Here is a 25,720-nt window from a genome sequence, read left to right on the forward strand (position 1 = left end):
TAGATGACAATGTACTTAGAATCAGCAAGCAAAGCTTAGAAGAGTCTTACTCTTACCAAAGATAAAACAAAAGGGAAGAACCTGGCGATGAAGTTGACATTAGGGTAATCAAACGTCAAGCTAGTTTTCAGGACTATTGACGAGTGATTTGCTTTCTTTCAAGCCAAAATCGCAAGTTGTACAATAACCTAGTAGGGTGCGTAAAATTTACGTAACTTTTTTAATTTTTTGAGGTAACTTTTGATGACCGCAACTTCTCCCCGATTAAAGCACGAGGTTAAAGACCTCGGCCTAGCTGCCTTGGGAAGACAGCGCATTGAATGGGCTGGACGCGAAATGCCAGTTTTGAAGCAAATTCGCGATCGCTTTGCGATTGAAAAGCCTTTCGCTGGTTTACGCCTTGTAGCTTGCGCCCACATTACAACAGAAACAGCACATTTGGCGATCGCTCTGAAAGCCGGTGGTGCAGACGCGCTTTTAATTGCTAGCAACCCCTTATCAACTCAAGATGACGTAGCCGCTAGCCTCGTCCTCGATCACGAAATTCCCGTCTTTGCTCAAAAAGGCGAAGATAACGCAACTTATAACCGCCACGTCCAAATAGCTTTAGATCATCGCCCCAACATCATTGTTGATGACGGTAGCGATGTGGTTGCAACTTTGGTACAAGAACGCCAACACCAAATCGCTGATTTGATTGGTAGCACCGAAGAAACCACCACCGGTATCGTGCGGTTACGCGCCATGTTTAGAGAAGGCGTTCTCACCTTCCCCGCAGTCAACGTCAACGACGCTGATACCAAGCACTTCTTTGATAATCGCTATGGTACTGGGCAATCAACCCTAGATGGCATTATCCGCGCCACAAATATTTTGTTGGCTGGTAAAAACATTGTCGTCGTCGGTTATGGCTGGTGTGGTAAAGGTACAGCCCTCCGCGCCCGTGGCATGGGTGCTAACGTCATCGTCACCGAAATCGACCCCATCAAGGCAATTGAAGCCGTAATGGATGGCTTCCGCGTCCTGCCAATGGCAGAAGCTGCACCCCAAGGTGATATCTTTATTACTGTGACTGGTAACAAGCACGTCGTTCGCGGTGAACACTTCGATGTGATGAAAGACGGTGCGATCGTTTGTAACTCCGGTCACTTTGACTTGGAACTTGATTTGAAATACTTGGCTGCACAAGCTAAGGAAATCAAGGAAGTTCGTCCTTTCACCGAAGAGTACAAATTGAAAAATGGTAAATCAGTTGTCGTTCTTGGACAAGGACGCTTGATTAACCTAGCTGCGGCTGAAGGACACCCCAGCGCGGTAATGGATATGAGTTTTGCCAACCAAGCTTTGGCTTGTGAATTCCTGGTGAAGAATAAAGGTAAATTGCAACCTGGTTTGCACTCAATCCCTGTTGAAGTCGATCAGGAAATTGCTCGGTTGAAGTTGCAGGCTATTGGTATCACGATTGATAGCCTAACTGCTGATCAAATTGAGTACATCAATTCTTGGACAAGTGGAACTTGATACATTGATTAATTGATTTTTTTGGGGATAGGCTTTTGGGCTTATCCCTTTTTTTATTAGTAAAATATCAATTACTCATCTTCCAATCAGATGTACTTAATTATTGAGTTAAACAACAACCTTCAGTAAACTTAGAACTGTTTGCCATTCCTTCATGCAATACTACTTTCCAGTGATTGTTGGAAAATCTATCCCTTAAACGTTCAGCTTCTTCTAATAAAAATTGTCTCACTCGCTCAATGGATTTTGCTTTTATGTGTGTTTTAATACTAGATTGTGTTTCTGATAATACTTCTGGTGAACGCTTCCGAAATCTTTCTAGCAATTTTAATTTAGTATAATGTGATTTGATTAAACAAAATTGACTATCAGAAATACCACTTGTTTGCATTAAAGAATATTCTGCAATTGGGACATCATCATTGTAAGAAATAGAAACATTTAAATAACGCTCAGATATCAAATTATCATAATATAAATTGATTATTTGTCTTTTGCCTTCTAAATTATTAATAAATACGTTAGATTTGTGCTTATTACAGGTATCGCAGCAAGGCAATAAATTTAAAGAGAAAACTGCAAATTCGGGAAAAATGCTTCTTGGCAAATAGTGGTCAAATGTATTAGCAGAACCCATCCCACAGTACTGACATTGACTACGTATAGGCAAATCCTGTGACTCTATAATATCAGCCAAAAGTCTATTCAGTGGATTTGTCTTACCTAAATAACAATCTTCTAAATCTTCTTTCTCTAATCCGGTAAAACCTATTCGATACATTACTGAAAGGTCAGATATAGAATCACAATAAATTTTATAATAATTACAGATTTCTGGAGCTATTCTTTTCAAACTTTCTCCTCTTTCTAATCTTTTAGCTGAAGCTATATCATTAAATACCTGATGCGGTTCTAATGAAGATGGAACTAATTTCCTCATACATAATCTTCCTCTATTTTGTCTTCATAAATTGAGAGTAAAAAAGATTTAGCATTCAGGCTTAACTGCCTATCAAATAATTCAATTATTTCCTCATAACTATAAGTTTTCGATAGGTTTTTAAGATGGGTACGGTAATTATTACGCTCTTCTGATGTCTCAAAAACCTCATCTGTTATAGTTGTCAAATTTTCACCAAAACACTCAATTCCTAGCTGGCTAACAATTGGATAATTACCTTGCTTTCTAAAAACTCTGACGCATTTAGCAGGGATTTCTTGTAGAATGATAGGTGAATGAGTAGCAATAATAGCATAAGAATTAAATGCTTCTAAAAGTATATGAAATGCTCTAGCGACTGAAGCGACTGCATCAGGATGTAAATGGATTTCTGGTTCATCAAATAGTATAATTGATTCTTCTGAAATATTTGCAATGACTTCAGTCATAACTAAAGCAAGAATACGTTGTCCTGAACTTAAACGTTCATAGAATAGTAAATTAGAGTCAGCAGTAGTGTTTGTTATCTCTTCAATATCAATTGTTGTATCTAAAAGTGCTTCAATAATTTTAGTCCACTGTTGTAAGCGGCTATTTTGTTGTATTTGAAGAATTGCATTGACAAGTTTGCTACGAATTTGTTGAGCATTAAGAAGCCGATCATTTTCTCTAATACCACAATATTTATAACTAAAAGTAAGATGAGTTTCTGGAGGACGATCAAATTCATCAAATACACTATATGATATTGCAATTACTTTGCTAAAGCTCGGACGTGCTGGCATAAATGTTCCTGAGTTTCGTTTTAGTCCACTCATGGAATGAGCAAAATTTGCAAGTACTTGTGTCTTTCCAGTTCCATTCTTACCAATAATTGCTGTAATTCTGTATAGTCCTGTTTCATTTTGTGAAAAATCAAAATCAAGTCTATGTTCTGCTAATGCACCTGGTACCGTACATGAAAAATTAAATATAAAGTTTTTTGCTTCAATGAAACTTTCTTCATCTCTAAATATAATTCCGGCTTCATTGAAAGCTTTTTCTGCTTCACTAAACCTTAACAACGAAATACGAAATCCAGGGAGTTGTTCAAGCTCGTCTATATTAAATTTACAGTAAACAATATCATTAAGAGCAGTTAATATTTGATGGTATATTGATTCACCTAAGTTTTTTAGATTGATATAGTATTCCATATCTTGCCCAAGAGAGACATAATCTTTATCTAATGAATCAAATATTTGACGTATATTAGTATCGTCTTCACTTATGTGCAAGATTTTTATACTTTTATTGAATTGCAAATTAGCATTATCATCATAATAATGCATATCAAAAGAAGTCTTGTATCCATAATCATCCCAATTATCATAGAATAGTACAACACATGGATATTCGGCATTTTGTGGCGGTTTTTTGCCGCTGACTCGCCTTGGTTGCAATTTATAAAATTTCATTGCCAAAGAATAAGTAATTAGGAGTTACGTTATTTATGCATTTTATATAATTAAAGTCAATAATTTCTGCGCCTTTATACGAAACAAAAATTAAAAACTGTGCTAGTACATATTGTAATATAAATTTACACCTATGCCAGCTAGAGACATTTACCATAATGCCGTTAGAAATGCCCTAGAAAAAGATAGTTGGCAAATCACCAAAGATCCATTTATTCTCAAATGGGGTACAAGAGATTTATATATAGACTTAGGTGCAGAAAAACTCATAGCCGCCGAAAAAAGCGGAGAGAAAATAGCAGTCGAAATTAAAAGCTTTATAGGTGCTTCTCCAGTCACTGACCTAGAAAATGCTTTAGGGCAATATATCTTATATTACGATATTCTTACTCGGTTAGAACCTTGCCGTCGCTTGTATCTGGCTATCCGTCAAGAAACCTACTCAGAACTATTTCAAGAACCAATTGGTAAAATATTATTAGAAAATCAACGCCTTTGTTTACTTGTCTTCGACTCAAAACGAGAGGTGGTACTGCAATGGATACCTTAGATAATTATCGCCAAATCATTCAAAAAATATTAAACGAATACGCTCAACTACCCTACGCTTATGGAGAACTAGAAAGACAACTAATTATAGACCAAACCGCTAACCATTACCTACTACTAACATTAGGCTGGGAAAATAATCAACGGGTGCATGGTTGCTTAGTCCATATTGACATCATTAACGATAAAATCTGGATTCAAAGAGACGGTACAGAATACGGTATAGCCAATGAACTTGTTAACGCTGGTATTCCTAAAAATCAAATTGTTCTCGCCTTCCAACCAGTCGATATTAGACAGTACACTGAATTTGCAGTTACTTAATTAAGTGTAATTTAGTAGGTGCGTTACGCTGTCGCTAACGCACCCTACGAAAGTTGTAGGTTCTCAAGTCTAAGATCCTAAACTATTTGAAATAGTCACTGGCTTATAATCTGGCAATTATTAACTTTTCGCTGTTCGACTGAAGACTCGATAGTATAGCGATGTACTAGTTTCTTTTAAGGGAAACAGAAGGTAGGTGAGAGGATTTATTGCCACAATAATATTTCGGAAGTCTCGCCGCGCGAAAAATAAGATGGCACGAGCAACTTGCTGTGCAGACATAACACCATAGGGATTAAGTTGACTCTTAAACGGGCCAAGAATTAACTTGCGAATTACACAATCCCCATCTAAACGCTTGAGAGTAACAATATCACCTAGCGATCGCTTGCTGAGTTCATAAAGCGGACTCAGCGCGGGAGAAACCTCAGCCTCAGAAGTGTTTACCCAGATTTCCTTGGTTGCTTTTGCTTGTGGCCCTGTTACAGTTGTCGAAAATATATCCATCAACCGCAATGCTGAAAAGGTATTCACCTCATAAGAAGAGTTGATAGCCTCCGATGTGCGGCTGGCGTAGACATTGATTCCGTGGTTGATAATTAAAATATCTACTTTCTCTAGACTATTCCTTAGTTCGGCTTCATTACCCAACTGCCAAGGAACCACCTTTACCCCAACTTGCTCTACTAATTTTTCTGGATTAGTGGTTAATGCCACGACTTTAGCATTATTCTTTACCAGTTCAGCCGCCAAAGCTTGCCCTAACGCTCCTGATGCTCCGGTTAAAGCGATAGTTTTCCCCTTGAGAGACAGCCCTGTACCAAGGATTTTATCAACTAAAGGAAAGACACCACTGTAGTAAGCGTTGACATCATCAAAATGATGCCGCCAATGGTAAGAACGATTTACCCACCAAATGGATGGAATTGTCTCTAAAGGGCCGGGTAGATGGTTGTAGTCTGTATCAATTTTTCCCTGGAAATACCGCACAGACGCGCCATACAAGAAGGTGGAACCATAAGCTACTCCCAGCCATAACCCCCATTGTTGGACAATCAAGGCAACGGCTACCAACACCACCAGCAGTAGACTCGATTCTAAAATGTCGTGATAGAGTTGCGATTCTTGGTAAATTTTCAGGGAAACTATCGATAAATCTCGGCGATAGGCCATGTGGTGCTTGTTGTGCCATTTAGCAAGCCAATTGACTTGGTGACACAAAGCATGATAAGTGTCTCTCAAGACCTCAGCAAGTAAGAGTGAAAAAAGTGCCCAGCTAGCAAACTGTACGCTGGCATTTAGCCAAACCCAATTAATTTGTAATCTTGCATCAATTCCCATCAAGTTTTCAGCTAGCATTTTTATCATATTTGTCTATACTCGTTTTTATTAATCATTCTTCATGATCTGACAAAGGTGCGTTAAGGTCGAGTCTAGAGCAAATTAAAATCAAAGGGAATGGGGAATGGGGCAGGGGGAATGGGAAATGGGGAAATGGGGAAATCAAGGAGAATAACCATGCCCAATTAGAAATTAGTTAAGATATCCCAGTTGACTTTCACATAACCTGGTTCAATGTGGGTAAAGTGTTGGCTCAATTGCTGATTTGCTTTTGGCAGAGCGTGAAAGGGAATTGATGCGTACAAATGATGCTCTGCATGAAATGGCATATTCCACATAAAAAATCTTACAGGCCAAAGGGTTAGGGTTGTGCGCGTATTTGTGAGCAGATTAGCGTCAAGAGTGCAACCTGTATGTTCTGCTAGCAGAATGAAACGGAGAATCGGCTGACCGATAAACAGGGGTAGCAGCCAATACAGGAAAAACCAAGGCTGACCAAATAGTATTGAGATTGCGATCGCACTTACATAAATACCTAATTGCCATCGAGTAGAGCGAATAACTTCGGCTCGTGCGGCTTCTGGCACAAATGGAAAATCGTCAAATTGACCAATCGCCACCTGAAAATGCCCGCTTACTTTACCCCACCACCACGGTAAACCGCTAATTATCAACAAGTAGTTACCCAGATTACTCGGTTTGAGATCGGTTAGTTCGGGATCTTTGTCAGGAACGCGAGTGTAGCGATGATGCCATTTATGATAACGACGAAAGAATGTGCTGTTGTAAAATGAGAGCAAGCCGGAAAACCAAGCTACAGCTTCATTTAATTGATTGTTGGCAAAAGCCGTTCTGTGAACACATTCGTGCATCGGTGCAAACATGGAAGCCAGACTGAAGCCATAGATTACCAGTGCTGGTATAGCCAGTGACCAATTACCAAAGTTTGTTCCCCACAGGTAGCCACTGCAAATCATGACTGTGAGGTGCAAAGCCAGTTGAACTAGCCCTTTGGAGTTGGAGCGATCGTTTAGAACACTTAACTCCTGTACACTGAGAATCTGAGAGCGGTTTTGCTCTTTATCAGCTTTGTCATCCAATAATTCAGATTCAATAATTGCGTCAGACATAATTTTAAGTAGGTCGGCGTGAATAGTTGCGCGTGGGTTGCCTTCTAACTTCTCAATTCTGACTCTTGACTCCTGAATTCTAATCTAATTTTAATAGACGCTGTGAATTTAGCTGACTATACCAGCACGAAAAATTTGTTCTGCGGTTAAATTCAACTCTGGGAAAGTTGGTGATTGGATACGGTCATTACCTCGAAATTTATTAATTAGATACTCACCTTCTTCTAAACAGCAAACCAAGATAGTAGGTTGTTTTGGTTTGCCAATAAATTCCCGACCACCCAATGGAGAAAAAAACTTATTCTAAGCATATTGCAATTCAAAGGCTTGTTCAGCCTTTCAACTCCGTCAACGAGTGTTTGAACTGGATGAATCCACCTTTTATCTCCGTCAACGAGTGTTTGAACTGGATGAATCCACCTTTTATCTCCGTCAACGAGTGTTTGAACTGGATGAATCCACCTTTTATCTCCGTTAACGAGTGTTTGAACCGGATGAATCCACCTTTTATCTCCGTTAACGAGTGTTTGAACCGGATGAATCCACCTTTTATCTCCGTTAACCTAGCTCTTGTAGGGAATATTCTACTTTCTTCAATCTCAAGTGTCACACTATGGCTCTTCGATGTTTGGAGGCTGTGGATTTGCGATCGCAATTATGGACAAGTTAATGAAAGTGAACTAACAAAAAAAACTATGATACATAAAAAACTCCCCTCTAAAATGAAGGGAGTCAAGAGTTAGTGATTAAAAAGAATAAATCAACCAAGCGTTATTTGTTCAGTCGGGAGAGTGTCAAATTGGCTGTTTGCGCCAGCTACGTTTTTTCATCTTGGTTTGCCAAGACTCCATGTAGGTGTAGAAAACGGGCGTTAAATAAAGTGTGAGGAACTGCGAGAACACTAACCCCCCAACAACTGCTAAACCAAGGGGACGACGTGTATCTGCTCCGGCTCCCAAACCGAGGGCAATTGGTAAAGTTCCCATGAGTGCTGCCATTGTCGTCATCATAATTGGACGGAATCTTACCAAGCAGGCTTCATAGATAGCATCATAAGGGGTTTTGCCGTTATGACGGGCAACGATCGCAAAGTCAACCATCATAATCCCGTTTTTCTTCACAATGCCAACTAGCAGAATGATGCCGACGAAGGCGTAAATATTCAAGTCAACTTGAAACAGCAACAGGGTCAGTATTGCCCCAAATCCAGCAGAAGGTAAGCTAGAAAGGATAGTTAGGGGGTGAATGAAGTTCTCGTAGAGAATCCCCAACACGATATAAATCACCAAGATGGCAACTAGCAGTAGCAGTCCTAAACCCTGAATCGAAGATTGGAATGCCTGCGCTGAACCTTGGAAGCCTGTACTAATAGTAGGTGGGAGTGTTTGGCGGGCAAGTTCCTCAATTTTCCCAGTGACGTTACCTAGTGACACCCCTGGCTTCAGGTTAAAGGAGAAGGTGACAGAAGCAAGCTGCCCTTTGTGGTTGATAGTTAAGGGGCCTACGTCTTTGCTCAAGGTTGCTATGGCGTTGAGAGGCACAAGTTGTCCACTAGGGGCACGAACTGAAAGTAAATCTAGGGCGTTGGCATTTTGTTGATATTTTGGTTCCACGCCCATAATTACTTGGTATTGGCTATCGGGGGCGTAGATGGTAGAAACTTGGCGAGTACCATAAGCATTACTCAGAGCAGTTTCGATTTGATTGGCGGTCAAACCTAGAGCCGAAGCTTGGTCGCGGTTGATGTCTACTTTTACTTGCGGATTCTTGATTTGCAAATCGCTGTTAACATCTTGTAAATCTGAGAGCGATCGCAATTTCTCTTCTAAAGCTGGAGCGTACTGGTAAAGTTCCTGGATATTAGGACTTTGCAGCGTAAATTGATACTGTGCTTTTGTCTGTTGTCCACCCACATTAATCGCTGGGGGATTTTGTAAGAATACCTTAATTCCAGGTACGCCTGACAGCTTAGGTCGGAGTTCCTGGACAACTTCATCAGCACTGAGACGGCGCTCATGGCGGGGCTTGAGTTCAATTAAAAGCCGTCCCGCGTTGGCGGAAGCATTTGGGCCACCAGCCCCGACACTGGAGTTGATGGAATCGACATTAGGATCGCGATAAGCGATCGCAGCTACAGCCTGTTGATGTTTTACCATCTCATCAAAGGATATATCCTCTGATGCCTGAGTAGTTGCCGTAATTTGTCCAACATCTGCGTTGGGAACAAACCCTTTAGGCACAATAATAAATAGATATACTGTCGCTACAAGAATCGCTCCCGAAATCACCATAGTCGTGCGGTGATACTTGAGTGATTTCTTCAAACTCCAATCGTATCCGCCCAATATCACATTAAAAACGTTTTCCGAAAAGTTGTAGAGACGACGGTTAAAGTTTTGAATTCGGGACTGGGGACTAGGTGCTGGGGACTCGGAGTTAAGAATTTCTCCCTCTCTCCCCTGCTCCCCTGCTCCCCTGCTCCCCTGCTCCTCATCCCCCTCACTCTCCTGCTCATGATGAGGTGGACTCAAGAATCTGGAACACAACATTGGTGTCAAGCTGAGAGAAATTACGCCAGATACCAAAATTGCAACGCTAATGGTAACGGCAAACTCCCGAAACAATCGCCCCAGAATGCCTTCCATGAAAAGGATCGGGATGAATACTGCTACCAGAGAGATGGTCATAGATAAGATTGTGAAACCAATCTCTCTAGAACCATTTAGGGCTGCTTCCATCCGGCTTTCGCCCATTTCCATGTGGCGGACAATATTCTCTAGCATGACTACCGCATCATCTACCACGAAACCTACTGAAAGGGTCAATGCCATCAGTGATAGGTTATCAAGTGAGAAGCCCAGTAGTACCATGACCCCAAAAGTCGCTACTATCGAAAGCGGTACTGCCAAACTGGGAATAAGAGTAGCAGAAATATTGCGAAGAAATAGAAAGATTACCAGCACTACCAGAGCAATGGTAAGCAATAGCGTGAATTGTACATCATCCACCGACTCCCGAATTGATTGGGAGCGATCGTAGAGAATATCCATGTTCACAGCTGCGGGAATCTGTGTGCGGAAGGTAGGTAGGAGTTTCTTGATTGCATCCACCACTTGAACGGTATTAGTTCCCGGTTGGCGCTGAATTGCCAAAACGATCGCCCGCACGCCAGAATTTTGGACTTTAGATTGCGACTTCTCCCCTGCTCCCCTGCTCCCCTGCTCCCTTACTCTCTTACTCTCTTTCTTAACAGGAAAATACCAGCTTGCAATCTTGTCATTTTCTACGCTGTCCAGAACTTGACCGAGTTCTCCTAGCTGCACTGGTGCCCCGTTCTGATAAGCCACACTTAGGGAGCGATAGCTGGCGGCATCGTTGAGTTGACCGTTTGCTTGAATCGTAGAATTTTGCTGCTTACCGTAAAGTGTTCCCGTAGGCAGATTGACATTTCCGTTAGCGATCGCAGTTGCTACTTCATCGATTCCTATGCCTTTGACACTCAGCGCTTCCGGGTCAAGCTGAATTCGTACCGCGTATTTTTGGGAACCAAACACCTGCACTTGTGCCACTCCATCCACCATTGACAGGCGTTGTGCCAGCAATGTTTCAGCATATTTGTCTACAGTTGAGAGGGGCAGAATAGACGAATTGAGGGAGATATAAAGCACTGGCTGATCCGCCGGATTTACCTTTCGATAAGATGGCGGATTAGGCATATTTGTCGGTAGCTGCTTTGCTCCCTTAGCGATCGCAGACTGGACATCTTGGGCTGCACCGTCAATATCCCGATTCAGGTCAAATTGCAGCGTCAGTTGTGTAGTACCCAAAGAACTGGTAGAGTTCATCGAACTCAATCCCGCAATGCTCGAAAACTGCTGCTCTAAGGGAGTTGCGACTGAGGCAGCCATCGTTTCTGGGCTAGCTCCGGGCAGATTAGCTGTTACCTGGAGTGTTGGATAATCTACATTGGGTAAGTCGCTAACAGGTAGCTGTTGGTAACTGATCAGCCCAAATATCAAAATGCCAACCATAACCAGAGTCGTCATGATTGGTCGCCGGATAAATAGCTCGGAAATGTTCATCTGAGTGCTAAGTAAGGAATAAAGATTGCTGTTAGCGGTAGATGGGCGTTGAGCCAACGCTGAGTGGAGACGCGATGAATCGCGTCTGTACAAGAGTAAGGAGTTCTGTTAGCAGGTTTACCTTTCTCCCCCTGCTCCCCCTGCGCCTCTGCTTCCTACCTCCGGTTTCACTTGGACTGTGGCACCAGGCACTAGGTTGAATTGTCCATCAATAACTACTTGTTCACCTGGTTTCACCCCTTGCTTAATTACCGTTTGATTTCCAACGGTGTCGCCGACGGTAATTGTCCGCATTTCTGCTGTTTTGTCGGGTTTGACCACATACACAAATTGTCCCTTTTGCCCACTCTGTACCGCCTGGGAAGGAACAGTAATAGCATTTGGTTCTTCGCTCAGTTTGAGAACTACATTAACAAACTGCCCCGGAAACAGGCGATCGTCATTGTTGGCAAAAGTACCCTTAAGTTGAATCGTACCTGTTTGGGTATTGACTCCACTATCGACAAAGGTAAGTTCGCCTCGTACTGGCCGCCCTGCATCTTTAGGAGGTAAAGCATCGACTTCTAACTTGCCGTTATTAGCACTATATTTTTTGATATCTGGCAGCAGTCGTTGAGCAATGGAAAAGTTGACGTAAATCGGGTGAATTTGACTGATTGTAATGAGCGGATCGGTGGCATTCGCCTCTACCAAGTTGCCTTGATTTAGCTTCAGACTACCTGTGCGTCCAGCAATTGGTGAGTAGATGGAAGTATAAGAAAGCTGAACTTTGGCATTATCGATCGCAGCTTCATCTGCCATTACCACCGCCTGAGCATTTTGTACATCTGCTTGGGCTGCTGCCACGGCAGCCTGAGCATTTGCCACTCCCTCTTGATCTGCCTTTACCGTTGCTTGTTGAGCAGCAGCAGTAGTCTGATACTGTTCCGACTGTTCTTTACTGATTGCCCCTTGCTTGAGCAAACTACTATAACGTTGAGCCTGCACATTTGCATTTGTTGCCTGGGACTTATCCTTCACGACATTCGCTTTTGCCTGGTTCACTTGAGCGATCGCTTTTAGCACATTGGCCTGTGCCTGTTTAACCTGAGCCAAATCTTTAGCCTTGGCAGCATTAGCTTGCATCAGCGCGGCTTGTAGAGGGCGAGAATCAATTTTAAATAACAAGTCTCCTTTCTTAACGTTCTGTCCTTGCTGAAAATAGACTCCAGTAAGTTGCCCACCTACTTGAGATTTGACAGATACCGTAGAATATGCTTCAACTGTCCCCGTAGCCGATAACTGTATTGGAATCGTTTTTTGAGTCGCAGTGGCAACCACCACTGGCACGGCTCGCTTTTTTCCTGCTTCTTTTCCACTTGATTGGGCTTCGGAAGCATTACAGGCAGCACACAAGTAAATTAGACCTAATATAAGTAGTGAAAATCGTCCTCTTTGAATAACGTTATAAAAGCTAGGAATAGTTTGAGCAGCCAAGGACGGAGGCTTTATCGTCTGAATAGAAACTAAACGGCGCATATTAATAATTTGGGGAAAGGGGAAGCACATACACTTACTAGCTTGTCGTTAGACATCGCATTTTTTGCAAAATGGTTGGTTGCGATTAATTCTAATTAGATAAGCAGAATGTTAGTCAAGCTAAAAATTAGTGTACTAATAATTGCTGTTTTAGCCTACCCCTTTTAGAAAGAAATTGTTGTTAAACTTGTGTGACTTTTTTGTGACTTTATTTATATCAGAACTTACGCAAAATATTTCTCAAATTCTCATTCCTTTGCACCTCTGCGGTAGCCTGCGGCAAGCGGCTGACGCTCCGCTCCTTCTCTGCGAGACGCTGCGCGAACGTCGCTACCGCTTCGCTAATGCGTCTAAGTTATTCCCTAACTTGTGCGTAACTAAGCAACAAACTTATTTTACGGAGGCAATCGCAGTTTGTCATTCAGCCAAAATAAATATTTGGAATTAGACATTTAAGCGATCGCCCGCCCTCAACTGAGATTCAAGCAGCACAAAAAATCGGGGCAGGTGATAAACCCGCCCCGACATCTGATATATTGCGCCCAACGGCTGTTGCTACAGGCTTTAAACTATGAACTAAACGCACCATATCTTCTAAAGAGAGTGCTTGACGGGCATCAGAAACAGATTTTTCTGGTTGTGGGTGACATTCAATAATTAGTCCATCTGCACCGCAAGCGATCGCAGCCCTAGCCACAGGTGCTACCAGTTCCCGTTTACCGACAGCATGGGAAGGATCTACAATCACAGGCAGGTGAGTTATTTGTTTAAGTGCTGCTACTGCCGCTAAATCTAGGACATTGCGGGTGTAATCATCGAAGCTGCGGATACCACGTTCGCACAACACCACATCAGGATTCCCGTGGCTAAGAATATATTCAGCAGCCATGATGAATTCTTCAATAGTCGCTGCTAAACCACGTTTGAGGAGTATTGGTTTACCAGCCTGTCCTAAAGCTTTGAGCAAGTCGAAGTTTTGCATATTGCGGCTACCAACTTGAAGCATATCAGCGTGGGCAGCGACTACTTCAATTTGAGAAATTGACATCACCTCAGTGACAACTGGCATATTGTAATGCGATCGCACCCTTGCCAAAATCCTCAATCCTTCCTCACCCATACCCTGGAAAGCGTAGGGAGATGTGCGAGGTTTGTAGACACCGCCACGCAACCCCTGTATCGATGCAGTAGATAGCTTTTGGGCGACAATTTCCATTTGTTCTAAGCTTTCAACGGTACAGGGCCCGCCGATAATTACCAGTTCTTCGCCTCCGAAAGCGACTTTTTCTGAAATTTTAACGATTGTCTGGTGATTCGGATGAGATTGTGCGGCAAGTTTAGCATTAATCATGGTTTTATTCTCCTGAAAAGTTATGGATTGAGTATTAGGTATTAGTCCCCAGTGATAACAAAAAAAGCCCGGAACCTTTGAAGAGTTCCGGGCGCGTTCTGATTCATCGACATGACGCTACTTACCCGGAATTTATTCTGGGCCAAAAGTAAAAGCCATAAAGCCAGCTACTTAAATAAGTCATGACGATGAAATTCTCCTTAAAACAACAAAAACCGCAGAGTTTGCTCTGCGGTTCACCGGGCGGTTTCCATTAGGAAACTACATTCACTCCCGGTGAACCACCTTAAACCAAAAATAAAAGTAGGAACTTGTTTTAAGCATTTGCGGGGCTTTTGCTGGAAAACTTAATAAATATACCTATTTAAGGTAACATTAACAGGAAGAATAGGCGGTGTCAAGACCCCAATAAACCACAAAAAAGCGATAGACTCAGTACAACTGTAGGAGTGAAGACTCGCATTGTAGGGAAATAACCTGCCTTAAGTCGCTTTGCATCTATGAATCAATTGCCCCTAAGACAGATGTAGTTTTTCAAATAATCTATATTTGGTCTTTCCAGTGAATGCGTAATTCCTAAAAACATATACACCAGTTTGCTTTTTAAGTAGGGTACAAAATACAGAACTTAAAACCAGATACAAAGAGTTACTATCTCCTGCCCCTTGTCCCCCTGCCCCCTGCCTCCAAACCCGTACCTTTGTACTTCATGCAAAAGAAAACATCTGTAATTCTCCTGACTTGTCATTTCACCTTGCGAAAGCTGATTGCAGACAATTGACGATCGCAATACATTATTCTGACCCAAGTCCTCATTGACCAGATCAACTTTTTAGGATCATCAGTTTCATTATGCCCAGTTCCAAAATCTTAGCCCAATCTTTCGACTATTATGGAGTTTACCCCTGCCCAGTCTGTCGAATAGGTAAGATTTCTCACATGCCATTGATGGAAGCTATGGCTTGTGACTTTTGTCAAGAGATTTTTACAGTCAACTTAGAAATCCAACAAATTAAGATGCCTTCTAGACAACCACCATTAACTTGGCGTTGGAATGGGTTTAGTTGGACAGAAGGCCAGTTAGAAGGTGTGGAGTTAGGTTGGGGTTATGGATTAGCGGCAGCAGTTTTTGTAATTCTTCCCACTACTTTAATTGGCATAGTAGCTTACTATTTTCCTGCTGACCTCAAGGAACCCATTACTTGGACACCATATATTTGGACAGTATTGACCTTTCTATCACATTTATCAATTATTGTTTGGATTGTTATTGAAATTTATCAAATTCCAGTTGCAGCATATTTAAGAGCGATCGCTCGATGGAGAAATCGGGAGATGGAGAGATGAGGAAGCAGGGGAGTGGCAAAAGATGCAGCGAATACATGGCTCCATCACTCATAATTAAGTTGATTGTCCACCAAAATATCGTATGAGCGATCTGGAGCGGTACTATAGAATTTTGGAATTAGAGCCTGGGGCAACACTTGAAGAAGTGAACCAGGCTTACAAAGATTTAGTCTTTGTTTGGCATCCCGATCGCATTCCTAAAGAAAATCTCCGTTTACAGCAGAAAGCACAAGATAAGCTGAAAGCCATAAATGAAGCTCGTGAAAAATTGCGCTCTTTAAAAACCAAACATCAAACCATATCTAATTCACCTTCACCTTCACCTTCACCGTCATATCAACAGCAAACATCACCTCAAAAAACCCAGCCACCACCGAAGCAAAACTCAGACTTGAGTGGTAAAGACTATAGTCGGGCAAATTTGAGCAACAAAGACTTATCTGGCAGAAATCTGAGTTATGCCAACTTGAGCGGCGCTAATCTCAGCGACACTTTTATGCACAAAGTCAACCTCAGAGGGGCGAATTTATCTGAAGCAAATTTATTTCGAGCAAACCTCCTTTTAGCGGATCTCAGGGAGGCGAATTTACGTGGTGCTAATTTAATTGGTGCGGATCTCAGTGGAACCGACTTACGAGGAGCCGACTTAACAGGAGCGCGGATTCGTTCTGGTGAGCGCCTTTTGGTTAAATTAATTGGCGCTAACTTAGCTGGGGCAATTATGCCTGATGGGGAAATTTATCAATAACCGATGTTGCACTACGACACAGAGTCAGGTAGCACAGGTGTGCTACCTAATTTTTTTGAGTATAAAAGACCAAAACACTTGTAGAGACGGCGATTTATCGCGTCTCAAAAATCCAAAATTTTTGCCAGTAGCCCTTAACCAAAGCATATTAGTATAAGTACTTAAGTTGACACGCACAAGTAATACTGTGCCCTTGCCTTGCGGTTAAATCATTAATTGCGATCGCCTAGTCAATTTTACGGGAACACAATATAAAATCTTTAGTCATTAAGCAAGTACAGATTAAATATCCAAGGCTTAACTAAGAAGTTAGAAGTCAAAAATTAGAATTAATTAGAGAAAAAATATCGCTAATTGTAGACTGCTAAATATTTTATTTAGTGAGGTAAAGTGTTGCTTTTGTTCAGCAGTCATACATCAATTACGTATTCACTCTAAATCAAGATACTGAATTTAATTTAGATACTTCTATAAGTAATTCAGTTTAATTTTAGTTACCTAAATTTCAATATGCAGATGTAGCTTCGGTAAGTTAAACAGCTAACTTTTCGATAGTTTTGAGATGCCTATTATGGCTTTAATAGTCTATATTTCGGCTTCTTTGAGCAGATTGTCTAGTTTGCAAATTTATACTTGCCCTATTAATGCGTTGATTATTTAACCGGAAATAAGTTTGCTTTAGATTCTTTATATATCAAGAATCTATCAGCTTGTCATAAGTTATACATGGGCTTTATCTCCCATTTAAATATGGTTGATACTGATTTTTTTAACGATCAGTTTTCCGGAATCAGCCGCAACGAATTTGGAGCTAACACTATCCAAATACTCAAAACAGGTGAGTTATGAATAATCAAATTTTCAAGACAACATCTATCAACTTTATCAAATCTTTTCTAGCTGCGGCTACACTGATAACAGCTTCCGTAGGCCCTGCTTTTGCTAACGACAAAGTTGAAATTGTAGGTGCAGAATATGGTGGTAATGGCTGCCCTGAAGGATCTGCTAGTGTAAGTGTCAGCCCCGATGGTCAAGAGCTAAGTATTCTATTTGATAAGTTTATAGCTGTAGGGAATAAAGCAGAAGAAAGACGCAAAAACTGTAACTTAAGTATTCCGATCAAAGTCCCCCAAGGCTTTCAAATTTCCCTCTACGATGCTGATTATCGTGGCTATGTTGCTCCTAGCACAATTGGCAGACTAAGAGCAGAGTACTTTTTTGCTGGTCAGCGTGGCCCTGTTTTTTCTCGGACATTTAACGGCGAAAGTGATTACAACGTTCGCGATCAATTAGTGACTGTAGCTGATGTTTGGTCACGCTGTGGTGACAGCGTAAATATGCGGGTAAATGCTGCGATGACCGCCAGTGGTCAAGGTATGGCAACTGTTGACTCCTTTGACCTCGCCCACCGAGGGTTGGTTTATCACGTCAAATATCGCCAGTGTCGTTAAGTCTTTTCAAAGCCGAGAGCAACAAACTTTTAGCTTTAAAAAAATCTAAGGTTTTGTTGGTTTGAGGAACATGGAACCTAACATTCTGTATCGATGTTAGGTTTTCTTACATCAACCCAACAAAGCCATTTTTTGCACTTAAAGCTTGCGTTACGCTCTGCTACGCACCTTAAATTATGGCTGATTTTTCACGTTATGTAGAAAAGTCCACCAAAAACCTCCTAACTCCCTTCCCGACGCGGGAAGGGGGAAAATTCAAAGTCTCTCTCCTAGAAGGAGAGAGATTTAGAGAGAGGTTTTCCTGATGCCGTGAAAAGTCATAAGCAACCTGTAAAATTGAATATGATATACATCAAGGCTTTTAGGCATTGTGAACTTTTTTATTGGTTGTGCTGTTTGGGCATATAAAGGTTGGGTGGGCGAACTTTACCCCCAAGGTACTCGCACCGCCGATTTTCTCAATCTCTACAGTCGTCGCTTCACAACTGTAGAAGGTAACACCACCTTTTATGCCGTGCCTAACCAACAAACAGTAACTCGTTGGGCTGCCGAAACCCCAGCAGGTTTTGAATTTTGTCTAAAATTACCGCGAGATATTACCCATCAAGGGTTGCTACAACCTTATATTCCCGCGGCTTTAAAATTTCTGGAAGGGATGCGCCCTTTAGGTAAGCATCTTGGGCCAATATTTGCCCAGTTACCACCTAGTTACGCACCTGCATTACTTGAAGATTTGACTAGCTTTCTGGAAGCTTGGCCGCGCACAGATGCACCCCTAGCCCTGGAAGTTCGTCATCCCGACTGGTTCAGAGAACCCCATGCTAGTAATTTGACAGCGCTTTTGCAAAAGCTAGGTGTAGGACGGGTACTTTTAGACTCGCGCCCCATTTACACTGGAGATGATGACCCCCAGTTACAATCAGAACGACGTAAACCCAAATTACCGTTGCAATTGAGTGTGACAGCACCTTTTACTCTGATTCGGTTTATTTCCCATCCAAATTTATCAGTGAATCAGCCGTTTATGGAAGAGTGGGTAAGGCAGATTCAGCAATGGTTACAGGCGGGAGTGCGAATTTATTTCTTTGTTCATTGTCCAATAGAAGCGCGATCGCCTAACATAGCTCGTCACTTCCAACAGCTATTAGAACAAAGTGATACACCAGTTCCACCCTTACCTTGGAATAACCTTGAGCATCCCCCCAATCAGCTGAGTTTATGGTCTTGAAAGGCAAGGCGCAAGGATCAAAGGAAATAGTCCCACAGAATGAAATTTATAACTTTTATAATATATCTAATGTTTAGTGATAAAAAAAGAGCGATAATTAGTGTTTCAGTACTTTTCTGTTAATGCTTGATATTTCTTTCTTCTTGACAAAAACGGCTATTACCGTTTTTGTTAAATGGTGATGAGGGTTTAGGTGATACATAAATATATCTAAAAAGAAAAGTATTGATTTTTAATATGTAATTTAAGCATTTTTTGAAAGCAGTTACGCCAAAGGAGGTTAAGATGAGTCGTCTTCTTTATGAAAGTTCAGTCTCATACAAAGGATATCTCATCATTCCATTCGTTTTTGGTAAAGTTGATAATTACGAGATTTATTCTTATAAATTACTATCTGAGATTGGTCGCAGAAGCCAATTTCATAAAGCAGAAAACCCAGCAGGAATCTATGGAAATGGCGTTAGTAATATCGTTGACATTGCAAAAGAACATATCGATCAAAATTCAGACTTTGTGAACCAGAGAGATTCTTTTAAGTCTCGCTACATTTACCGTAACCATTTGATTATTATCTTTCAAGAAGGAGACAAATGCTTTTATGACCATTATCCACCAGAGTTATTGAATAATATTGCGGCTCCAAAATTATTCAAATCCGAATACGAATGCCTGAGTTGGATTAAACAAGGACTTGATGGACCACAGGTGCGACAAAGAGCTATTTGAAAAAGACAGAAGTTAGGAGTTAAGAGCAAAGCAAGCTTAATATAGGACTCATATTTGATTTTTGAAAAAAATCAGTATAGCTCAAATAGGCTTTTTAACTGTTGCCTATTCCCTGTTGTCTGTTGCCTTCCTATCGCGCTTGCGCTGGGCGAACAGAAATCAAATCAGATTGCTATATCTGCTTTTTAAACGAATTTTCTGGAATAGGCTAATGTAGTAATGTAGATTATTTACTGTAGTACATAAGGAGGACGAACTATGACTGAGTTGCTAGCAGTCCGGGTTAATTTGACCATCCCAACCCAACGGACACAAGGCACAGAGATTCTTGTTCAGTCCTCTTTCCTACAGGAATGACAACTAGAATTTACAGACATTAGATGGGCGCTTCCCTGCATAGAAATGTCCTCCTCTGTGGAACCTTGTGCAAAACAAGTAGCACACATCGAGGAAATATCAATGAATTTGGATTATTTAGGCTGGAGTGACTTTTTTGCTCGCAGCTTTGAACCCTATCGCTTACAAGGATTTAGTGTTGGTAGGGTTGCCATTGAATACAGAAATACTTACACCCTTTATAGTGAAGAGGGAGAACTTTCAGCAGAAGTTGCAGGCAAATTGCGGCATCGGGCTTCCCAACCACAAGACTTTCCAGCAGTGGGAGATTGGGTTGTTATTAGTGTAAGAGAATCTGAAAGACAAGCCACCATCAACAAGATTTTACCCAGGAAAAGCAAATTCTCCCGCAAGACGGTGGGTAGTAAAACAGAAGAACAAATTGTTGCAGCTAATATTGATACAGTTTTTTTAGTCTCAGGGCTGGATGGCGATTTTAACCCTAGAAGAGTTGAACGTTATCTAATTCTGGCTTGGGAAAGTGGTGCAAATCCAGTAGTGGTGTTAAACAAAGCAGATTTGTGTAACTCTCTAGAAGAATACTTAGCACAAGTAGAAGCAGTTGCTTTGGGTGTACCAATTGTAGTTTTAAGTGCCACCAATCATCAAGGATTAGATGCCTTAAAACCTTACCTGCAAACAGGACAAACAGTTGCTTTGTTGGGGTCTTCTGGTGTTGGTAAATCCACCATCACTAACCAGCTACAAGGCACATCTGTGCAAATGGTACAATCAGTACGGCGAGGTGATGACCGAGGTAGGCACACAACAACTCATCGTGAATTAATTTTGCTCTCTACTGGCGGATTAATTATTGATACGCCAGGAATGCGGGAAATCCAAATTTGGGCAAGTGACGAAGGTTTGCAAGAAACTTTTACAGATATAGAAACCTTGGCGCAAAAATGCCATTTTCGCAATTGTCAGCATAATAACGAACCCGGTTGTGTAGTGCAGCAGGCTTTGGCTGAAGGAGAACTTGATTATTCCAGGTTTCTCAGCTACCAAAAGTTGCAAAAAGAACTCGATTACCTTACCCGCAAACAAGACCAGAGGATGCAACTAGCCGAGAAAGAACGCTGGAAAAAGATTCATAAAGCCATGCGAAATCATCACAAGCGCTAATTGCACAGGTATCAACTTCAGCTAAAACTCTTTTAAAACCTCGTTTCCAGTCTCTAGCTGGAAACGAGAAGCAAGAGACAATCTTTAAAAGCTTATTAGCTTTTACCTTAATTGAATCTACTTTCATAACGAATTTTAAAGTGAAAAATAACAAATTGTATTTTTGTTATAAAACATTAGTTTTAAATACTTTTATCAAATATCCGAAAGTATCTAACTGTACATATTGACTATGGCAATAATTTAAATAATTGGCAACCTTTGAGCGTGTAACTTATGGCTATTAAAGATTGTAAGGATAATCTTCTATCTAGTAAATAAATAATTTGATATTCGGCAAATAAATTAGTGAGATGTATGTTATGGTTTTTATAGGAATCAAAACGAGTGAAAGCACAAAAAGACTTCAAGATAATTTTGAGGCAAGCTCAAGAAAGTTTTTTTGCTCTGGTAAGTCCACTTCAATTCGCTACATATTTCTGTAACAAAAATCTAAAACTAGATTGAGTAGGATAGTAGCCTTTGTAACAACTTGAAGTCAATCAAAATTTATCTGGGTATGAGCCAATAAGAGTTGGCTAACCTAGCTAGAACATTACCCGCAAAAGGCAATTACTCTTGGAGTCTGGGAAGAAAGACTCTTAGTACAGCCTGACAAATCCATAGAAATACAGAATATTTACAAACTTAGTTTTGTGGGAGCAAACATTTTCAACCGCAAACTAAGTTGAAGCAGTTGATGACTTTTGGAATAAAAACTCTAAGCAGAATGGTGCCATAACCATACTGTCAAAAGTCACTTAGATATTGTCTAAGCTAAAGTGTTAGAAATTGCCTGTGCAAACATTATAGTATTGCACCTATAGCTACCACTTTTAGGCTGGAATTTATCTTGCTGCATCAATCACGAAACGATAAGCACTATTGAAGTTTTTGGCAATTTTACATCAGCAAAATCAAAGAAGTTGCAGTGACCATTTAGAGTGGATTGCAATTTGGTTGGTTGTGTGGTTCAGGGAATAAATCTGCGTTCGTTTGAATTCCTGCTGCAACCACTCTTGAGGCTTGAGCAACCATTTGGAATTCTGTTACAACAACTGACAATGCTGAAGTCAAAGTTTTAAAGACTTCGTTATTAGGAGATAGAGATTTTCTATCACTTGAGCTATCGCTTTGTGGGTAAATATGTTCTGATTTTGACTGTTTTTGTCGGGGTGCGATGTCTAGCCATAAGTTGCTATATGTTAACGCCAACAGGCTCTACTTCCCTACGTTCCAAGGGTGAATATTTCATATCAAGCTTCCGACCCATCAATTAAATCATTGTAGGAAAACACAACCATGACTGACGAAAAGATTAGACAAATAGCTTTCTATGGTAAAGGCGGTATTGGTAAATCTACTACCTCTCAAAACACCCTTGCAGCAATGGCTGAAATGGGTCAACGCATTCTAATTGTCGGTTGTGACCCTAAAGCTGACTCTACCCGTTTGATGCTACACAGTAAAGCTCAAACAAGTGTTCTTCAATTAGCTGCTGAAAGAGGCGCTGTAGAAGATATTGAACTCGAAGAAGTAATGCTGACTGGTTTCCGTGATGTACGTTGTGTGGAGTCTGGTGGCCCTGAACCCGGTGTAGGTTGCGCTGGTCGTGGTATCATCACTGCTATCAACTTCCTAGAAGAAAACGGTGCTTACAAAGACGTTGATTTTGTAAGTTACGACGTTTTGGGTGACGTTGTGTGCGGTGGTTTTGCTATGCCTATCCGTGAAGGCAAGGCACAAGAAATCTACATCGTTACTTCTGGTGAAATGATGGCGATGTATGCTGCTAACAACATCGCTCGTGGTGTTCTCAAATATGCTCACACTGGCGGCGTGCGCTTGGGTGGTTTGATTTGTAACAGCCGTAACGTTGACCGGGAAATCGACTTAATCGAAACCTTGGCAAAACGTTTGAACACCCAAATGATTCATTACGTACCTCGTGACAACATCGTTCAACACGCAGAATTGCGCCGGATGACTGTTAATGAGTACGCTCCTGACAGCAATCAAAGTAACGAATATCGGACATTGGCTACCAAGATTATCAACAACGACAAGCTCTCTGTCCCCACTCCTATTGAGATGGAAGAGTTAGAAGAGTTGTTGATTGAATTCGGTATCCTCGAAAGCGACGAAAATACCGCAATGCTTGTTGGTAAGTCTGCTACTGAAGCACCTGTCAAGTAATACTAATTAAATAATGGTTTAGGGTGGGCTACTTGTCCACCCTTTTCTCATTCGTTTAAATCCCTAATAGGGATTTTAATAAATTGCAATGTATTCAATAAAATACCTGCCTCATCCAAACAAACGTTTCAATCCCTAATAGGGATTTTGATAAATTGCAATTACCTGCTCTTTCGTCTCTAATTTTCCCTGCTTTCTTTCAATCCCTAATAGGGATTTTGATAAATTGCAATAAAGCTTTGATACTTGGATTTCCACCAATCATCACTTTCAATCCTTAATAGGGATTTTGATAAATTGCAATGTTTGGGATCTGAATCTGGATATGAGATAAGAGACTTTCAATCCTTAATAGGGATTTTGATAAATTGCAATGGTATCAAGTCAATTACTTCTTTGGCGATAGACCAACTTTCAATCCTTAATAGGGATTTTGATAAATTGCAATTAAATGCGTCAGTGAAAAATCATAATGAGAATCCTTTCAATCCTTAATAGGGATTTTGATAAATTGCAATCACGCTTGGAGCGCACAAGCTTTATTTTCTATCAACCCCTTTCAATCCTTAATAGGGATTTTGATAAATTGCAATTTTAAAACAACTGGTGAATCCTGTTGAGTCTTAACTTTCAATCCTTAATAGGGATTTTGATAAATTGCAAATGAAAGTATTGTGTCGGGGGTGGTCTGGCATAACTTTCAATCCTTAATAGGGATTTTGATAAATTGCAATCTTGGATTATATTTAGTGCATCAGATGGGGAAGCATTACTTTCAATCCTTAATAGGGATTTTGATAAATTGCAATTTGAGCATTTTGGTAGGCACTTTACATACTTGAGAGAGCTTTCAATCCTTAATAGGGATTTTGATAAATTGCAAGCAATCGACAACCCGCAAACTTTAGAGGATTTCCACTTTCAATCCTTAATAGGGATTTTGATAAATTGCAATGCTGGCTTCTGAAAGCTTTGCCCTATTTGGTTTTCAAGGTTCGGTTGCGCGAATGCTGAGATGATAACACGATGAATTGTGATTTGGCTAGAGGCAAATGGCTGAAAACTAGTCTCCATAAGGTGCGCGGATGGTTTGAAATGCGTAGGCGTAGCCCGCCGCAGGCATCGCTCCCCAGTTCTTGCATATAGCACAGTTCAGCCATTTTTCTAGTTACCCCTTCCCCAACACCTACCCATCCGCGCATTTAGCCCAAAAACTAATCTGATTGGAAAGCTGCTTACTTATAAATACCCTACTTGATTAGTTAGAGTGATGCCGGGGTGGGCTACATCTACAGAATACCAGCACCCCCATGATTAACTTTATTTGCCAACGTCTTCAAAGTCTGTTATCGCACAAGCAAACTCCCTAAAAGCTGTTTTAATCAAAACCTCTTTCGTTCCCCTTTCCAGCGAAGAATTACGTATCATGTCTGTTAATTCTATGAACAGTAGAGAAAACATAAAACGATCTTGCCGATCAACTTGTTTCAAGCAAGACGATATAAACTGATAAAGCTCTGTTTTTCTCGGTTTGGTTTGTTCTTCCCATATTTGTAACCCAAGCCGGAAGGTTCTTAAGCGGATCTCGTTGCTATTGAAGGACGCGTCTTTGTAGCGGACAGATACGCGTTGGGGTATTTCCATGAGGTTTAGCTATACATATTCAATGTAAAGTAGTTATTCACTTATATTTTGGCTTAACCGGAAAAATCTGGTATTTTGCACCAATCCCAACAGCTGCCATACATTAGCAACGAATGATGTGCGTGGAATATAGACGGTTAGTAGGGGGTCGTAACTGTGCATTGATGTCAACTTCAAGTCAAAGCCAGTAAGCAGTTGCAGCCCATCCAGGTTAAACCTGGAAATGAGGTTTTAAAAGGGTTTTGGTCTCAGTAAACACTAATGACAGCCGTGTACCCCTACTACGATCAATTTAGAGGATGCCCCAGAAATGGAGTAACCCTTGACCAGAAAAAGCTTCAATCAAAATTGCAGATAAAAAACCAATCATTGCAAGACGACCGTTCCAATTTTCACTTTGAGGAGTGAAGCCAAAACGCACAGCATTAGGATCTTCTGAAACAATAGGCGCAGGATTCTTAAAACCTGTCATGAGTAAAACTCCAAAGTTTAAGTGTTGTAGCAGTTGTAACTGTCTGTAAAGTAATGTAACAGATGTTTAAAAAAATGCAACATTGGGTGAATAAAGAAAAGCTGAAGAAAAATCTGCTCAATGAAGAGACAGGGG

General features: G+C 41.0%; 23 protein-coding genes, 1 pseudogene and 1 CRISPR repeat array. Of the genes and pseudogenes, 12 read left to right on the forward strand and 12 right to left on the reverse strand.

All coding sequences use genetic code 11. The annotated features are described in order from the left end of the window. The first annotated feature begins 243 nt into the window (after positions 1–243). A complete protein-coding gene (gene ahcY / locus H6G86_RS24115) occupies positions 244–1,521 on the forward strand; it encodes an adenosylhomocysteinase (protein ID WP_190936446.1) in 1,278 nt (425 codons plus the stop codon). 100 nt (positions 1,522–1,621) lie between these two features. On the opposite strand, the gene H6G86_RS24120 is transcribed toward ahcY, so the two are convergent. After that, positions 1,622–2,461: an HNH endonuclease gene (locus H6G86_RS24120; RefSeq protein ID WP_190936447.1), complete on the reverse strand. Its 840-nt coding sequence runs from the start codon at positions 2,459–2,461 to the stop codon at positions 1,622–1,624. Further along, positions 2,458–3,918, reverse strand: a complete 1,461-nt coding sequence (locus H6G86_RS24125; RefSeq protein ID WP_190936448.1) for an AAA family ATPase — start codon at positions 3,916–3,918, stop codon at positions 2,458–2,460. The genes H6G86_RS24120 and H6G86_RS24125 overlap by 4 nt, the downstream gene beginning before the upstream one ends. A 133-nt stretch (positions 3,919–4,051) precedes the next feature. On the opposite strand from H6G86_RS24125, the gene H6G86_RS24130 reads away from it, so the two are divergent. Together H6G86_RS24130 and H6G86_RS24135 are read left to right on the forward strand one after the other, a co-directional pair. Beyond that, a complete protein-coding gene (locus H6G86_RS24130) occupies positions 4,052–4,468 on the forward strand; it encodes an element excision factor XisH family protein (protein WP_190936449.1) in 417 nt (138 codons plus the stop codon). After that, positions 4,456–4,791 (forward strand): XisI protein, encoded by a 336-nt coding sequence (locus H6G86_RS24135; RefSeq protein WP_190936450.1) that lies wholly within the window; start codon positions 4,456–4,458, stop codon positions 4,789–4,791. The genes H6G86_RS24130 and H6G86_RS24135 overlap by 13 nt, the downstream gene beginning before the upstream one ends. A 120-nt stretch (positions 4,792–4,911) precedes the next feature. Here H6G86_RS24135 and H6G86_RS24140 read toward each other — a convergent pair whose 3' ends face one another. The 3 genes and pseudogenes from H6G86_RS24140 to H6G86_RS24150 all read right to left on the reverse strand — a co-directional run. Beyond that, positions 4,912–6,159, reverse strand: coding sequence for a bifunctional sterol desaturase/short chain dehydrogenase (locus tag H6G86_RS24140; protein ID WP_190936451.1), 1,248 nt, complete (start codon positions 6,157–6,159; stop codon positions 4,912–4,914). A 158-nt stretch (positions 6,160–6,317) separates the two neighbouring features. Further along, entirely contained in the window at positions 6,318–7,262 is a 945-nt protein-coding gene (locus tag H6G86_RS24145; RefSeq protein WP_190936452.1) for a fatty acid desaturase family protein, read from the reverse strand. A 108-nt stretch (positions 7,263–7,370) separates the two neighbouring features. Beyond that, a pseudogene (locus tag H6G86_RS24150) lies at positions 7,371–7,556 on the reverse strand (Uma2 family endonuclease); the annotation flags it as partial. On the opposite strand from H6G86_RS24150, the gene H6G86_RS24155 reads away from it, so the two are divergent. Further along, positions 7,547–8,005, forward strand: a complete 459-nt coding sequence (locus tag H6G86_RS24155; RefSeq protein WP_190936453.1) for a hypothetical protein — start codon at positions 7,547–7,549, stop codon at positions 8,003–8,005. The pseudogene H6G86_RS24150 and the gene H6G86_RS24155 sit on opposite strands and share 10 nt — an antisense overlap. 51 nt (positions 8,006–8,056) lie before the next feature. On the opposite strand, the gene H6G86_RS24160 is transcribed toward H6G86_RS24155, so the two are convergent. Both H6G86_RS24160 and H6G86_RS24165 read right to left on the reverse strand, forming a co-directional pair. Next, positions 8,057–11,344, reverse strand: a complete 3,288-nt coding sequence (locus H6G86_RS24160; RefSeq protein ID WP_190936454.1) for an efflux RND transporter permease subunit — start codon at positions 11,342–11,344, stop codon at positions 8,057–8,059. Positions 11,345–11,461: 117 nt separating this feature from the next. Then, positions 11,462–12,862: an efflux RND transporter periplasmic adaptor subunit gene (locus tag H6G86_RS24165; RefSeq protein ID WP_242064945.1), complete on the reverse strand. Its 1,401-nt coding sequence runs from the start codon at positions 12,860–12,862 to the stop codon at positions 11,462–11,464. Between the two features lie 202 nt (positions 12,863–13,064). On the opposite strand from H6G86_RS24165, the gene H6G86_RS24170 reads away from it, so the two are divergent. Then, positions 13,065–13,310, forward strand: a complete 246-nt coding sequence (locus H6G86_RS24170; protein ID WP_190936456.1) for a hypothetical protein — start codon at positions 13,065–13,067, stop codon at positions 13,308–13,310. Between the two features lie 33 nt (positions 13,311–13,343). Here the strand turns inward: H6G86_RS24170 and aroF are convergent, their stop codons facing one another. Beyond that, positions 13,344–14,237 (reverse strand): 3-deoxy-7-phosphoheptulonate synthase, encoded by an 894-nt coding sequence (gene aroF, locus H6G86_RS24175; protein ID WP_313931443.1) that lies wholly within the window; start codon positions 14,235–14,237, stop codon positions 13,344–13,346. Between the two features lie 828 nt (positions 14,238–15,065). Here aroF and H6G86_RS24180 point away from each other — a divergent pair. The 6 genes from H6G86_RS24180 (at position 15,066) to rsgA (ending at position 21,234) form a co-directional block, all read left to right on the forward strand. Further along, the gene (locus H6G86_RS24180) at positions 15,066–15,560 is read left to right on the forward strand and encodes a hypothetical protein (RefSeq protein WP_163936261.1); all 495 of its coding nucleotides are present in this window, start codon (positions 15,066–15,068) and stop codon (positions 15,558–15,560) included. Between the two features lie 82 nt (positions 15,561–15,642). Next, positions 15,643–16,308, forward strand: coding sequence for a pentapeptide repeat-containing protein (locus tag H6G86_RS24185; RefSeq protein ID WP_163936258.1), 666 nt, complete (start codon positions 15,643–15,645; stop codon positions 16,306–16,308). Between the two features lie 845 nt (positions 16,309–17,153). Then, on the forward strand, positions 17,154–17,759 hold the full coding sequence (locus tag H6G86_RS24190; RefSeq protein ID WP_190936458.1) for a DUF4360 domain-containing protein: 606 nt from the start codon (positions 17,154–17,156) through the stop codon (positions 17,757–17,759). Positions 17,760–18,129: 370 nt separating this feature from the next. Beyond that, entirely contained in the window at positions 18,130–18,987 is an 858-nt protein-coding gene (locus tag H6G86_RS24195; protein WP_190936459.1) for a DUF72 domain-containing protein, read from the forward strand. 285 nt (positions 18,988–19,272) lie between these two features. Further along, positions 19,273–19,713, forward strand: coding sequence for a hypothetical protein (locus H6G86_RS24200; RefSeq protein WP_190936460.1), 441 nt, complete (start codon positions 19,273–19,275; stop codon positions 19,711–19,713). A gap of 459 nt (positions 19,714–20,172) precedes the next feature. Then, a complete protein-coding gene (rsgA, locus tag H6G86_RS24205) occupies positions 20,173–21,234 on the forward strand; it encodes a ribosome small subunit-dependent GTPase A (protein ID WP_190936461.1) in 1,062 nt (353 codons plus the stop codon). 978 nt (positions 21,235–22,212) lie between these two features. Here rsgA and H6G86_RS24210 read toward each other — a convergent pair. Further along, the gene (locus tag H6G86_RS24210) at positions 22,213–22,488 is read right to left on the reverse strand and encodes a hypothetical protein (protein WP_190936462.1); all 276 of its coding nucleotides are present in this window, start codon (positions 22,486–22,488) and stop codon (positions 22,213–22,215) included. Between the two features lie 87 nt (positions 22,489–22,575). Between H6G86_RS24210 and nifH the strand changes: the two genes are divergently transcribed. After that, complete coding sequence (gene nifH, locus H6G86_RS24215) at positions 22,576–23,469, forward strand: nitrogenase iron protein (protein ID WP_185585744.1); 894 nt, start codon at positions 22,576–22,578, stop codon at positions 23,467–23,469. Between the two features lie 53 nt (positions 23,470–23,522). Continuing rightward, positions 23,523–24,423: a CRISPR direct-repeat array (repeat unit 36 nt; unit sequence CTTTCAATCCTTAATAGGGATTTTGATAAATTGCAA). Positions 24,424–24,446: 23 nt separating this feature from the next. Here the strand turns inward: nifH and H6G86_RS24220 are convergent. From H6G86_RS24220 to H6G86_RS24230, 3 genes are all read right to left on the reverse strand, one after another. Beyond that, on the reverse strand, positions 24,447–24,629 hold the full coding sequence (locus H6G86_RS24220; RefSeq protein ID WP_190936463.1) for a hypothetical protein: 183 nt from the start codon (positions 24,627–24,629) through the stop codon (positions 24,447–24,449). 160 nt (positions 24,630–24,789) lie between these two features. Beyond that, a complete protein-coding gene (locus H6G86_RS24225; protein ID WP_114080697.1) occupies positions 24,790–25,113 on the reverse strand; it encodes a hypothetical protein in 324 nt (107 codons plus the stop codon). 292 nt (positions 25,114–25,405) lie between these two features. Then, positions 25,406–25,585, reverse strand: coding sequence for a CAB/ELIP/HLIP family chlorophyll-binding protein (locus tag H6G86_RS24230; RefSeq protein WP_012407782.1), 180 nt, complete (start codon positions 25,583–25,585; stop codon positions 25,406–25,408). Positions 25,586–25,720: the final 135 nt, after the last annotated feature.

The organism is Nostoc sp. FACHB-133, from assembly GCF_014698055.1.
GTDB lineage: Bacteria > Cyanobacteriota > Cyanobacteriia > Cyanobacteriales > Nostocaceae > Nostoc.